We start from the raw sequence: 13,000 nt of genomic DNA on the forward strand, positions 1-13,000 counted from the left end.
CGTGGAGGCCGCCGATCTCATCGCCGGCCTCGACGAGCAGCAGCGCCGCGCCGCCGAGACGCTCCTCGGGCCGGTCTGCATCCTCGCGGGCGCCGGCACCGGCAAGACGCGGGCCATCACGCACAGGATCGCCTACGGGGTCGCGACCGGCGTCTACGCGCCGAACCGCGTCATGGCGCTCACGTTCACCAAGCGGGCGGCGGGGGAGCTCCGCAGCCGTCTCCGCGCGCTCGGCGCCGGGGGCGTGAGCACCCGCACGTTCCACTCGGCCGCGCTGTCGCAGCTCGCCTACTTCTGGCCCGACACGATGGGCGGCACCATGCCGCGGCTCGTCGACGGCAAGGCCAAGCTCATCGCCCACGCCGCCGAGACGCTGCGCCTGCGCCTCGACACGGCGACCCTCCGCGACCTGGCGGCCGAGATCGAGTGGCGCAAGGTCTCGCGCCTCACCTACGAGGAGTACGAGGCGGCCCTGCCGACGCGCAGCCTGCCCCAGAACGTGTCGGTCGACCAGGCGGTGGCGGTGCACAAGGCCTACGAAGACCTGAAGGACAGCCGACGCCAGCTCGACTTCGAAGACGTCCTCCTCGCGACCGCCGGCATGCTCGAGCTCGAACCTCGGGTGGCGCAGCAGGTGCGCGAGCAGTACCGCTTCTTCGTCGTCGACGAGTACCAGGACGTCTCGCCGCTCCAGCACGACCTCCTCGACCTGTGGCTCGGCGACCGCAACGACCTCTGCGTCGTCGGCGACGCCAGCCAGACCATCTACTCGTTCGCCGGCGCCTCGGCCGACTACCTCCTCGGGTTCGGCTCGCGTCATCCCAACGCCGACGTGCTCCGCCTCGAGCAGAACTACCGCTCGGCCCGGCCCATCGTCGAGACCGCCAACGAGCTGATGCGGGGGAGGCCCGGTGCGCTGCACCTGCACCCCGTCGACACCGAGCCCGGGCCGGCGCCGCGAGTCACCGACCACGTCACCGACTCGGCCGAGGCACGGTTCGTCGCCGAGAGCATCGCGGCCGAGATCCGCGCCGGTGCCGCTCCCGAGAGCATCGCCGTGCTGTTCCGCGTCAACGTGCAGGCACCCGCTCTCGAGCGCGCCCTCGACGACCTGGGCGTCACCACCCGCCTCCACGGCAGCGCCCGCTTCTTCGACCTGCCCGAGGTCAAGCAGGCGATGATGATGCTGAAGGGCGCGGCGATCAGCATCGTCGACGAGCCGCTGTTCAAGACGGTCAGCGACGTGCTGCGCTCGCTGGGCTGGCTGCAGCAGGCTCCCGAGCAGCGCGGTGCCGTGCGCGACCGGTGGGAGTCGCTCAACGCCCTCATGGGCCTCGCCGAGGCCGCCGGCCCGCAGACCACCCTCCGCCAGTTCGTCGACGAGCTCTTCGCCCGCCAGGCCAGCCAGCACGAGCCGACGATGGCGGCGGTCACGCTCGCGACCCTGCACTCGGCCAAGGGGCTCGAGTGGGAGAGCGTCTACATCGTCGGCCTCACCGAGGGGCTGCTGCCGATCAGCTACGCCCAGACGTTCGAGGCGGTCGACGAGGAGCGACGCCTGCTGTACGTCGGGGTCACGCGAGCGCGCCGGCGGCTGAGCCTGTCGTGGGCGCGGCAGGGGCAGAGCCGAGCGACGATGGAGCGCCGGCCGAGTCGTTTTCTGGAAGAGCTGCGCATCCGCACGCCGGATGGGGTCGGCTCGTCGATCGCGTGACACGGCCCGTGTCGAGCTCGACCATCTCGAGATCGGCGTGATCCACGTCGGGCGGCCCGTCGCCATCGCCCACCTCGGCGAGAACGCGCCGCGCGATCTTCGACGAGAGCTCCCTCCGCAGCACTGGCCCCGGCGCGGTGCCGCGTCGACCCCAGAGCTGAGCGGCGATCACGCCCCACCGGTCGTCCACCTCGGCGCGGAAGAGGTCGAGGCAGTGGGCGCAGGCCGTCTCGCCCGGCACGACGACCGGGCCGACGCGGCACAGGGAGTCGCCGACCACGACCTGCAGGTGCGGGATATCGCGCCACAGCCAGGCCCCCGAGACCACGGGGTCGTGCACGTGGTCGCCGATGGCGATTCCGAGCGCAGGAACGGGCCACCCCTCACCGAGGTCACCCGACCGGCGACGTACCTCCAGGCCGCACTCGCCCAGCACTTCCGCGACATCGTCCGCCACGTCGCCGGCGCCGGCGAGCTCGACGACCGGCGACGGCACCGCGCGCGTCGTGACCAACGCGGGCGCCAGCTGCTCGAGCAGCTCGATCACCTCGCGTTCCAGGCAGCCGATCTGCTGGGCCAGAACGGCGGTGCCGGCTCGCCCGTGGCCGGACGCGATCGCGGCGACGATCCGCTCGTCGCGCGCGGTCAGGTCGGCGACGACCACGCGGGGGCGGTCGACGCCGATCTGCAGGGTCTGCGGGTCGCGCCAGACGAGGGGGAGGCGGGGGTCGAAGCGGATGTCCATCCGAGAATGGTGGCCCGGATCCTGCCCGCGCCGCTCCGTCTGTCCACAGGCCCCGCGGCGTGCGCTTGGGCTACGCCTCGGGCTCCTCGGCCGATCCGTCGTCGCCTTCGCGCGGTCGGTCGTCGCTGACGTCGTTGAGGAGGTCCTCGATGGCGCGGTCGACGTCGTCGAGTGCCGGCTCCGTCGAGGTCAGGCGTGCGATCAGACCGGTCGGCGAGTCGATGTCGTCGCTCGTCGGCACGATGTCGGGGTGCGCCCAGAGGGCATCCCGCGCCTCGCCGCCGACGGCGTCGGACACGGCCTGCCACATGGCGGCCGCCTCGCGCAGGCGTCGCGGCCGCAGCTCGAGGCCGACGAGCGTGGCGAACGCCGACTCGGCGGGGCCGCCGGCCGCGCGCCGGCGGCGAACCATCTCGGCGATGGCGTCGGACTTCGGCAGTCGCTCGGTCGCCTTGGCCGTGACGACGTCGACCCACCCCTCGATGAGCGCGAGGGTCGTCTCGAGGCGCGCCAGGGCAGCCATCTGCTCGTCGGTCTTCGGCGGGATCAGCGCACCGGAGGCCATGGCCTCGCGCAGCTCCTCGGGGTTCGAGGGATCGAAGTCGGCGGCCAGCTCTTCGAGTCGGCTGGTGTCGATCGAGATTCCCTGGGCGAACTCGCGGATCGACGAGATGAGGTGCAGGCGCAGCCACCGGGCGTGGCGGAAGAGCCGAGCGTGGGCGAGCTCGCGCACCGCCAGGTAGAGCTGCACCTGGTCGGAGGGCACGTCGAGGCCCTCGCCGAAGGCGAGGACGTTCTGGGGCAGGAGCGCGGCCTGCTGGTCGTCGAGGAGGGGGATGCCGACGTCGCCGCCCGAGACCACCTCGGTCGACAGCTGCCCGACGACCTGGCCGAGCTGCATGGCGAACAGGGCGCCGCCTACGTTCCGCATGACCTGGCTGGCACCGGTCAGCATCTCGCGCATCTCTTCGGGGGCCTGGTCGCGGAGGACGGTCGTCAGGGAGTCGGCGATCGAGTCGGCCACCGGCTCGGAGAGCTGGCTCCACACGGGCATGGTCGCCGCGGCCCACTCGGCTCGCGTCATGAGTCGGGGGGCCACGGTGAGCTCGGCCACGTAGGCGACCTCGTCGAGCCAGAGGGCCGCGACGTGGAAGGCCTGCTCGAGTGCCGAGGTGGTGCCGGGCGCGGTGGCCACGGCGGACTGCGAGCCGATGCCCGTGGCCTGCTCGGTCGCGAGCGACCAGTCGATGCCGTCGCCCGACCGGCTCACCGCGGCCTGGAGCTGGCTCATCAGCCGGGCCATGAACGCCGGGTCGTTGGGCAGGCCCGCCGCCCCGACCAGCTTGGCGGGGTCGATCTCGGAATCGCCGGACAGGAACTGCCGCAGCATGTCGCGGAACTCGTCGTCCGGCCCCGGCTGCGCATCTTCAGACATGCCAACTACGCTAGCCTCTGGCCACTCGATGAGCCTGGGATTCCACCGCTTCTCGGGGCCCGAGACTGCGCCCACGGCGAACACGCCGGAGCCTCCCGAGGCGGGCCACAGCTCGTCTCGAACCCGTGTGTCCTGAAAGGCAGCATCCGACTTGGCTCGTTTCACCGCCCCCGCCTCCGCTCCCAGCGCCCCGCGGCGTCGTCGGGGAGTCCTGGGGCCGGCGCTTCTGGGCGGCGCCGTCGTGCTCGCGGTCGTGCTGTCCGTCCTGCCCGCGCCCTACCTGATCGAGCAGCCGGGCCCGGTCTTCAACACCCTCGGCACCAACGAGTTCGACGGCAAGCAGACTCCGCTGATCTCGGTGAGCGGCCACCCGACCTATCCGACCGGCGGCACCCTCGACCTCCTGACGGTGAGCGTCGTCGGCAACCAGACGCAGCGCCCCAACTGGGCTGAGATCGTCGGCGCCTGGTTCGACCCCAGCAAGGCCGTCATCCCGGTCGAGGCGATCTACCCGACGGGCGTCTCGAACACGCAGGTCGACCAGCAGAACACCATCGACATGGAGCAGAGCCAGAAGTCGGCCGTCACGGCCGCCCTCGCCCACGAGGGCTACGACGTCGGCACCTCCATCTCGGTCAGCACCGTCTCGAAGGGCAGCCCCGCCGACGGCGTCCTGAAGAAAGGCGACGTGATCCGCTCGATCAACGGCGTCGACCTGACCGAGAACAGCGACGTCGACAGCCTCCGTGCGCTCGTCGCGAAGAACAAGAGCGCGAAGGCGACGATCACCTACACGACCGGCGGCTCGACCGACCCCGGCCCGGTCAAGACCGTGACGATCGCGCCCGAAGAGGTGCAGGGCAGCTACCTGCTCGGCATCGGCGCCACCGTCGCCTACACCTTCCCCTTCTCCGTGACCCTCAAGCTCGCCGACGTGGGCGGCCCCAGCGCCGGCCAGATGTTCGCCCTCGGCGTCATCGACAAGGTCACCCCCGGCGAGCTCAATGGCGGCAAGAAGGTCGCAGGAACGGGCACGATCACCGCCGGCGGCACCATCGGGGCGATCGGCGGCATCCGCCAGAAGATGTACGGCGCCCGAGACGCCGGCGCCACCGTCTTCCTCGCTCCCGAGAGCAACTGCAACGAGGTGACCGGCCACATCCCGTCGGGTCTGTCGGTCTACGCCGTCAAGACGCTCGACGACTCGGTGACCGTGCTCGAGACGGTCGCCTCGAAGGGCGACACGTCGAAGCTGCCGACCTGCCCCGCGTCCTGACACACGGCTCATCCAGGGGTTGTCCACAGGCTGACGTACGCCCGGACTGACATGGAGGTTGGGCACATAGGATGACAGCTCATCCTCTCCACCAGCCAGGAGCACCCTCTTGACTTCCTCTGCATCAGCCCCGTCCGGGCCTGCGCGTTCATCGTCGACGCGACCCGGGCGCCGCTCGCCCCGGGTCCCCGTCCTCGTCACCATCGCGATCCTCGCGGCGTTGGTGATCCTCTTCTTCATCTTCTCGGGGCTGGCCACCGACTACCTGTGGTACCAGCAGCTCGGCTACACGCGCGTCATCATGACCCAGTGGATCACCGGCGTCTCGCTGTTCTTCATCGGCTTCCTCGGCATGGCCGTGCCGGTCTACGTGAGCATCGACATCGCGTTCCGCTTCCGCCCTGTCTACGCGAAGCTGAACTCGCAGCTCGACCGCTACCAGCAGGTCATCGAGCCCCTCCGCCGCACGGTCATGCTCGGCATCCCGATCATCCTCGGCCTCTTCGGCGGCATCGCCGCCTCCAGTCACTGGTCGATGATCCTGCAGTGGATCAACCGCACGCCGTTCGGCAAGGTCGACCCGCAGTTCCACCTCGACATCGGCTTCTACGTCTTCTCGCTGCCCTTCTACCAGGGCATCGTCGGCTTCGCCTCGGCCGTCGTGCTGCTCTCGGCGATCGCCGCGCTCGCGACGAGCTACCTGTACGGCGCGCTGCGCTTCTCGGGTCGCGAGGTCCGCATCTCGAAGGTGGCGCGCATCCAGATCGCCGTCACGGCCGGTCTGTACCTGGCCCTCCAGGCTGTCAGCCTCTGGCTCGACCAGTACGCGACGCTGACCGACGGCTCCAACAAGCGCTTCGTCGGCGCCACCTACACCGACGTGTTCGCCGGCATCCCGGGCAAGCAGATCCTGGCCTACGCCGCCGCCGTCGTCGCGATCCTCTTCATCGTCACCGCGGTCATCGGCCGCTGGCGCCTGCCCGTCATCGGCACCGCGCTGCTGATCATCATTAGCCTCATCATCGGGGCGATCTACCCGTGGATCGTCCAGCGCTTCACCGTCGACCCCTCGGCCAAGACGGTCGAGTCGTCGTACATCCAGCGGAACATCAACGCGACGAGAGACGCGTACGGGGTCTCGGACGTGAAGGAGGAGACCTACCAGGCGAAGTCCGACGCCACCGAGGGGGCTCTGGCGAGCGACGCCGTCACCACGGAGAACATCCGGATCATCGACCCGTCCCTCGTCACCGAGACGTTCGCCCAGCTCCAGCAGCTGCGCCAGTACTACTCGTTCCCCGACGACCTCGACGTCGACCGCTACACGATCGACGGCAAGGTGCAAGACACCGTCATCGGAGTCCGCGAGCTGAACACGCAGGGCCTGGGCTCGGCGAACAACGCCTACAACTCGACCTTCGTCTACACCCACGGCTACGGAGTCGTCGCGGCCTACGGCAACGAGCGCGCCTCGGACGGCACGCCCGTGTTCCTCGAGTCCGACATCCCGGTGAAGGGCAAGCTCGGAGACGCCTCCGACTACGAGCCCCGCATCTACTTCGGCGAGCAGAACCCGGCGTACTCGATCGTCGGCGGCAACTCCAAGAAGCAGATCGAGCTCGACTACCCCTCGGGTACGTCCGACGACACCGGCAACCCGACGACGAACTACACCGGCGACGGCGGTCCGAAACTCGACAGCATCTTCAAGCGCCTCATCTACGCGATCAAGTTCCAGTCAGAGCAGGTCGTGCTGTCGAACGCGGTCAACAACGACTCGCAGATCCTCTACGACCGCGACCCCAAGACGCGCGTGCAGAAGGTCGCCCCGTACCTCACTCTCGACAGCGACCCGTATCCTGCGGTCGTCAACGGGCACGTGGTCTGGATCGTCGACGGCTACACGACGTCGAACGACTACCCGTACTCCGACCAGCAGAGCCTGACGAACACGGTCGAGGGCACGACGACCGCGCAGAGCGCGTTCGCGTCCGATCAGATCAACTACATCCGCAACTCGGTGAAGGCGACCGTCGACGCGTACTCGGGCAAGGTGACCCTCTACGCATGGGACAAGACCGATCCCATCCTGAAGACGTGGGAGAAGGTCTTCCCGACCACGGTCACGCCCATGGCCGACATGAGCGGCACGCTGCTCAGCCACGTCCGGTACCCCGAAGACCTCTTCAAGATGCAGCGCTCGATCCTCGCCACGTACCACGTGACCGACGCCGGGTCGTTCTTCTCGGGCGACGACGCGTGGGCTATCCCCAGCGACGCGTCCGACTCGACGAGCACCGCCTCGGCCGAGCAGCAGCCGTACTACCTCACGATGAAGCTGCCCGATCAAGACGCCGCGTTCCAGCTGTACACGACGTATATCCCGCAGCAGTCCTCCGAGGCGAACGCGCGGAACGTCTTGACGGGCTATCTCGCGGCCAACTCCGATGCCGGCAACACCAAGGGCAGCGTCTCGAGCGACTACGGAAAGCTCACGCTCCTGACCCTGCCGAAGGACGACAACGTCGCAGGCCCCAACCAGGTGCAGGCGAGCTTCAACTCCGACACCGACGTGGCGAACGCGCTCGCGCTCCTGCGCCAGGGCGACACGTCGGTCAAGAAGGGCAACCTGCTCACACTCCCGGTCGGCGGCGGACTGCTCTATGTGCAGCCGGTGTACGTTCAGTCGAACTCGAGCGGGTCGTACCCGATCCTGCAGAAGGTCCTGGTCTCGTTCGGTGGTCAGATCGAGTTCGAGGACACCCTGCAGGAGGCGCTCGACAAGCTGTTCGGCGGCAATGCCGGTGCGTCGGCCGGTGACAGCGGCGTGCCGTCGGCTGGCGACGGCACGGGCACAGGGACGGGGAGCGGCTCGGGCACCGGCTCGAACACCGGCTCAGGCTCCGGTTCGGGTTCTGGCACCGGGTCCGGTTCTGGCGGCACGTCCAGCGCGGCCCTCAAGGCGGCCCTGGCGGACGCGCAGACGGCTCTCGACGACCGTGCTGCGGCCTACAAGGCCAACGACCTGGTGGCCGCCGCCGAGGCCGACAAGGCGCTTCAGACAGCCATCGAGGCCGCGGTGAAGGCGTCGCAGTAGGCCTCGATTAGACCGAATCCAATCCGCGTGATAGAGTCATTTCTTGTGCCGCGGGGTGGAGCAGTTCGGTAGCTCGCTGGGCTCATAACCCAGAGGTCGTAGGTTCAAATCCTGCCCCCGCAACAAGAGAAAGGCCCCCTGATCAGGTAATACCTGATCAGGGGGCCTTTCGTCTTTCCCCGCCGCCGCGCTCATCCGGAGCGCGGAGCGCGGTGGTCAGACGATGTCGACGGTCGGGTCGGGGCCGTCGAACTCGAGTCGCGTGGTGGCCAGATACCAGGTGCGTCCGTCGTCGGGATTGCCTTGGAACGTGAGGTACTCCTGGCCGTCGTGGTCGCGGAGGTACCCGGGGTGGCCTGACTCCGAGCTGTTCCACTCGCCGTCTCGGCCGGCGGGGATGAGCGGTTCGTCAGAACCGCGGGTCCACGTGCGGCCGTCGGGGCTCGTCGCCCAGCCGATCTGCTGGGGCCGGTTGTTGTAGGCGCCGGCGTAGAACATCGTGAAGGTGGTGCCGTCCCACCGGAGGGCGGGCGCCTCGATGCACTCCTGCTCCCAGGGCAGCTCGGGGGCGAGAGCGGGCCCGTCGACGGACAGCTGCTCCCAGTCCTCCGGCCCGTATGCGCTGTCGAGCGGTGCTCTCGCGGTTCCGACCATCTGGATTCGCATCTCGGGATCCCGAGTGACCCAGGCCATCAGGAGGTGGTCGCCGGCTGCTACCAGGTCGGCGTCGATGGCGCGCCCGCAGGTCCAAGCGCCCGTGGGGGAGAACACGGGGTTCTGCGGGTTCGCGGTGAAGACGGTTCCGTCGTCGCTCGCGGCATGGCAGATCGCGTCGTCTCGGCCGTTTCCGTAGGTCTGGAAGAACAGGTGGACCCTGCCGTCGATGACGACCGCTCCGGGGGCCGCAGCACCGGTGGCGTCGTAGTCGCCGAACGCGGGCAGGACGGCGATCGTGTTCCAGGCCACGAGGTCGTCGCTCTCAGCCACGGCCACCGACCAGCCCTCAGCGCGGTCGTCGTCCTGCGACGGCAGCGAGAAGTACATCAGGTAGCGGCCCTGGAAGCGGACGACCGACGGGTCCTTGGCGTAGGGGCGTCCTCGTCGTGAGCTGTCGCCCCAGGGAGCCCCCAAGATCCGAACGGATCCAGCCCGGTTGAAAGTCGCCTCGTCGTCGATGTGCATGCCTTCCAGCATGCGCCGGCCCCCCGCAGAAAGGCCCTCTCAACACGAGTCGTCTCGGTGAGGGGGCCCTTCTCGTTCTCGCGGGGTCGACGCCGCGCCCCGTCTCAGGACTCAGGCGGCCTTGCCGTCCAGGTACCCGTTGGGGTTGAGCACGTACTTCGTCGCGGCTCCCGCGTCGAACTCCTTGTAGCCGCGGGGGGCGTCCTCGAGGGTGATCGCCGTGGCGTTCACGTTCTTGGCGATGTGGACGCGATCGTGCAGGATCGCGTTCATCAGTCCGCGGTTGTACTTCATGACGGGGCACTGGCCGGTCGTGAACGAGAGCGACTTCGCCCACCCCGTGCCGAGTGACAGCGAGAGGGAGCCCTTCTTTGCCGCCTCGTCGGACGCACCCGGGTCGCCGGTCACGTACAGCCCGGGAATGCCCATCGCACCGCCGGCGGCCGTGATGTCCATGAGCGAGTTCAGGACGGTCGCCGGCGCCTCCTTGGCGTCGTGTCCATGCCCCTTCGCCTCGAACCCGACCGCGTCGACCGCGCAGTCGACCTCGGGTACCCCGAGGATCTGCTCGATCTGCTCGGCCGGGCCGCCCTGGCTCAGGTCGACCGTCTCGCAGCCGAAGCTCCTGGCCTGGGCGAGCCTGCCCTCGTTCATGTCGCCGACGATGACGGCTGCGGCGCCCAGGAGCAGCGCGCTGGTCGCCGCGGCCAGGCCGACGGGACCGGCGCCGGCGACGTAGACGGTGGAGCCCACGCCGACACCCGCGGTGACAGCGCCGTGGAACCCGGTCGGGAAGATGTCGGACAGCATCGTGAGGTCCATGATCTTCTCGAGCGCCTGGTCCTTGTCGGGGAACTTCAGCAGGTTCCAGTCGGCGTACGGCACGAGCACGTACTCGGCCTGCCCGCCGACCCACCCGCCCATGTCGACGTAGCCGTAGGCGCTGCCGGGTCTGTCCGGGTTGACGTTCAGGCAGATGCCGGTCTTCCGCTCGATGCAGTTCTTGCAGCGCCCGCACGAGATGTTGAACGGCACCGAGACGAGGTCGCCGACCTTGATGAACTCGACTCCCGGCCCGACCTCGACCACTTCGCCGGTGATCTCGTGCCCGAGCACGAGGTTCGCAGGTGCTGTGGTGCGACCTCGGACCATGTGCTGGTCCGAGCCGCAGATGTTCGTGGCGACCGTGCGCAGAATGGCGCCGTGCGGCACCTTGCGGCCCACGTTGGCCGGGTTCACCCCCGGTCCGTCCTTGAGCTCGAACTCGGGGTAGTCGGTGTCGATGACCTCGACCTCGCCCGGGCCCTTGTAGGCGACTGCTCTGTTTCCTGACATGAATCCTCCTTGATCCATCGGCCTCTGACGGCCGTCGCGCTGATGCTACGTCCGCTGCCCACATGTTCGCCGGTTTCCTCCCAGGTCCGCTGGCAGACGGATGGAGCCAGACAGCGAGCCTGCAGGCGAGCAGGATGGGTCACATGCCACTCGCGTTCGACGCCGTCCTCCTCGCCGGAGGCCGGGCGTCCCGCGTCGGCGGTCTCGACAAGACGGCATTCACGACCGGCGGGTCGACTCTGCTCGATCTGGCGGTCGAGGCGGCGGGTGCTGCGGCCGCTCGAGTCGTCGTGGGGTTGCGCGACGGCCGCGAGACGCCGGCCGGTTCGGTGGCGACCCGGGAGCACCCGCCGTGGTCGGGCCCGGTCGCCGCCGTCGCCGCGGGTCTCGCGGCGGTGCCCGAGGCGGCGTCGGAGTTCGTCCTCGTGCTGGCGTGCGACCTTCCCCGCGCGCCGGAGGCGGTACGGGTGCTCCTGGACGGCGCGTCTGCGGGATCCAACGGCGGGATGGCCGACGGCTGGATCGCCGTCGACGACGATGTCCGCCGTCAGCCCCTCCTCGCCCTCTACCGCCGGGCTGCGCTCGACGAGCGCCTCGCCGCTCTCTCCAGCTCCGTCGGCCTCGCGAACCTCTCCCTTCGTCGCATGCTCGACGGCGTCGGACTGATCGACGTCGCGGTGCCGACCGAATTGTGCGCCGACGTCGACACGGTCGACGATGCCCGGCGATGGGGTGTCGCGGGCGCGCCCGAGTCGACGGCTGGTTAGGTGGAGGCCATGACCGAGACACCTGCCGAGCTCGAGGCGTGGGCGAAGACGCTCACCGAGGCTCTCCCTCTGCCGCCCGGCTTCGCCGCCGACATCCCCGCCGTGCTCGACCTGGCCCGGGATGCAGCGCACGGCGTCGCGCGCCCGGCCGCACCTCTGACGACATTCCTCGTCGGTCTCGCAGCCGGTCTGGACGGCGGCTCACCGGAGGCCCTCGACCGCGCGTTCGCGACCGCGCGGCGCCTGGCCACGGCCGACCCGGAGTGACGCTGGCGGGCGGTACGTGGAGCGAGGTTCGCTGCGCGGCCTTCGATGCAGGATCAGCCCTCCGGGCCACCGCCGAGACGGTTCCTCTAACCTCCGCGGCCTTCCGCACCCTCGCCGCCCCTCTGCGCTCGCCCGGGCTCGTGCCGGGCTTCGATGCCGCCGCCATGGACGGCTGGGCCGTCTCGGCTGCCGGGCCCTGGATTCTCGGCGAGCCGATCGTCGCCGGACCCGTGATCGACTCCCGACCGCTGGCGCCCGGCGTCGCTCGCCCCATCACGACCGGAGCAGCCGTTCCCCTCGGCGCGGAACGCGTCCTGCGTTCGGAGTCCGGGCGGGTAGCCGACGGCCGTCTAATCGACGACGGCCCTCCCGCGGCTCCGCGCCACATCCGCGTCGCGGGCGAGGAGACCACGCCCGGCGATCTGCTGTTCGAGGCGGGTGTCGTCCTCACGCCTCCGCGCGTCGCGGTCGCCGCCGTCTGCGGGCTCGACACCGTGACCGTCGCGACCCCGCCTCGGGTGGGCATCGCGGTGCTCGGCGACGAGATCGTGTCCGAGGGCGTGCCCGCCCCCGGTACCGTCCGGGACGTCTTCACCGTGCAGCTGCCCGATGTCCTGCGCCGTCTCGGCGCCGTTGCGGACTCGGCCGTCCGGGTCGCCGACGACCTCGATGCCACCGTCGCGGCTCTCGACCGCCCCGATCTCGCACTCGTCATCACGACCGGGGGCACGGCGCACAGCAGCACCGACCATGTCCGAGCGGCCCTCGCACGCCTCGGCGCCGAGCTCGTCGTCGACCGCGTCGCGATGCGCCCCGGCCAGCCGACGATGATCGCGCGCCGAGGCTCGACCCTGCACCTCTGCCTCCCCGGCAACCCGATGGCGGCCATGGTCGCCCTCGTCGTCGTCGGCGTACCGCTGATCGACGGCCTGCTCGGCCGTACGGTGGCCGTGCCGAGCACAGTGGACCTCGCCGCCGACGTCAGCCACCCGCGAGGGGGAGTGCTCGTGCAGGCCTACCGGCAGACGCTCGCAGGTGCGCTTCCGCAGCCCCGCCAGTCGTCGGCGATGCTCCGGGGGCTGGCCGACGCCGACGGGATCCTCCTGGTCCCCGAAGGCGGGGCCCGCGCGGGTGATTCCGTGCCCTCACTGGATCTTCCCTGGTGAGCCGTCTTCCCAGACC

9 protein-coding genes, 1 tRNA gene and 1 pseudogene are annotated in these 13,000 nt (G+C 69.9%); 7 read left to right on the forward strand and 4 right to left on the reverse strand.

What is annotated here, in order from left to right; genetic code table 11:
• Position 1 precedes the first annotated feature (1 nt).
• Positions 2–1,714, forward strand: a complete 1,713-nt coding sequence (locus tag AC3CBB_RS01855; RefSeq protein ID WP_488625766.1) for an ATP-dependent helicase — start codon at positions 2–4, stop codon at positions 1,712–1,714.
• On the opposite strand, the pseudogene AC3CBB_RS01860 reads toward AC3CBB_RS01855, so the two are convergent.
• Positions 1,671–2,459 (reverse strand): annotated as a pseudogene (locus tag AC3CBB_RS01860) (TOMM precursor leader peptide-binding protein); the annotation flags it as partial. The gene AC3CBB_RS01855 and the pseudogene AC3CBB_RS01860 sit on opposite strands and share 44 nt — an antisense overlap.
• Positions 2,460–2,529: 70 nt before the next feature.
• Entirely contained in the window at positions 2,530–3,894 is a 1,365-nt protein-coding gene (locus AC3CBB_RS01865) for a zinc-dependent metalloprotease (protein WP_488625767.1), read from the reverse strand.
• 151 nt (positions 3,895–4,045) lie between these two features.
• On the opposite strand from AC3CBB_RS01865, the gene AC3CBB_RS01870 reads away from it, so the two are divergent.
• From AC3CBB_RS01870 to AC3CBB_RS01880, 3 genes are all read left to right on the forward strand, one after another.
• Positions 4,046–5,170 (forward strand): YlbL family protein, encoded by a 1,125-nt coding sequence (locus AC3CBB_RS01870; protein WP_488625768.1) that lies wholly within the window; start codon positions 4,046–4,048, stop codon positions 5,168–5,170.
• 109 nt (positions 5,171–5,279) lie between these two features.
• The gene (locus AC3CBB_RS01875) at positions 5,280–8,267 is read left to right on the forward strand and encodes a UPF0182 family membrane protein (RefSeq protein WP_488625769.1); all 2,988 of its coding nucleotides are present in this window, start codon (positions 5,280–5,282) and stop codon (positions 8,265–8,267) included.
• Between the two features lie 49 nt (positions 8,268–8,316).
• Positions 8,317–8,390 (forward strand) — tRNA-Met (locus AC3CBB_RS01880).
• A gap of 93 nt (positions 8,391–8,483) precedes the next feature.
• Here the strand turns inward: AC3CBB_RS01880 and AC3CBB_RS01885 are convergent.
• Positions 8,484–9,449, reverse strand: a complete 966-nt coding sequence (locus tag AC3CBB_RS01885) for a family 43 glycosylhydrolase (protein WP_488625770.1) — start codon at positions 9,447–9,449, stop codon at positions 8,484–8,486.
• Positions 9,450–9,560: 111 nt separating this feature from the next.
• Positions 9,561–10,784, reverse strand: coding sequence for a formaldehyde dehydrogenase, glutathione-independent (fdhA, locus tag AC3CBB_RS01890; protein WP_123506174.1), 1,224 nt, complete (start codon positions 10,782–10,784; stop codon positions 9,561–9,563).
• A gap of 143 nt (positions 10,785–10,927) precedes the next feature.
• On the opposite strand from fdhA, the gene mobA reads away from it, so the two are divergent.
• Genes mobA through AC3CBB_RS01905 form a run of 3 tightly spaced genes read left to right on the forward strand, consistent with a single transcriptional unit; the run spans position 10,928 to position 12,984 of the window.
• Positions 10,928–11,551 (forward strand): molybdenum cofactor guanylyltransferase, encoded by a 624-nt coding sequence (gene mobA / locus AC3CBB_RS01895; protein WP_488625771.1) that lies wholly within the window; start codon positions 10,928–10,930, stop codon positions 11,549–11,551.
• Between the two features lie 9 nt (positions 11,552–11,560).
• Complete coding sequence (locus tag AC3CBB_RS01900) at positions 11,561–11,818, forward strand: DUF6457 domain-containing protein (protein WP_158614211.1); 258 nt, start codon at positions 11,561–11,563, stop codon at positions 11,816–11,818.
• A complete protein-coding gene (locus AC3CBB_RS01905; protein WP_488625772.1) occupies positions 11,815–12,984 on the forward strand; it encodes a molybdopterin molybdotransferase MoeA in 1,170 nt (389 codons plus the stop codon). Before AC3CBB_RS01900 ends, AC3CBB_RS01905 begins: the two co-directional genes overlap by 4 nt.
• Positions 12,985–13,000: the final 16 nt, after the last annotated feature.

It is taken from the genome of Frondihabitans sp. OV104 (genome assembly GCF_057787745.1).

Excerpts from the sequence above, each read along its gene's own strand:
- AC3CBB_RS01865 (WP_488625767.1), bottom strand. The coding sequence starts at position 3,894 with ATGTCTGAAGATGCGCAGCCGGGGCCGGACGACGAGTTCCGCGACATG.
- AC3CBB_RS01885 (WP_488625770.1), bottom strand. The coding sequence starts at position 9,449 with ATGCACATCGACGACGAGGCGACTTTCAACCGGGCTGGATCCGTTCGG.
- fdhA (WP_123506174.1), bottom strand. The coding sequence starts at position 10,784 with ATGTCAGGAAACAGAGCAGTCGCCTACAAGGGCCCGGGCGAGGTCGAG.
- mobA (WP_488625771.1), top strand. The coding sequence starts at position 10,928 with ATGCCACTCGCGTTCGACGCCGTCCTCCTCGCCGGAGGCCGGGCGTCC.
- AC3CBB_RS01900 (WP_158614211.1), top strand. The coding sequence starts at position 11,561 with ATGACCGAGACACCTGCCGAGCTCGAGGCGTGGGCGAAGACGCTCACC.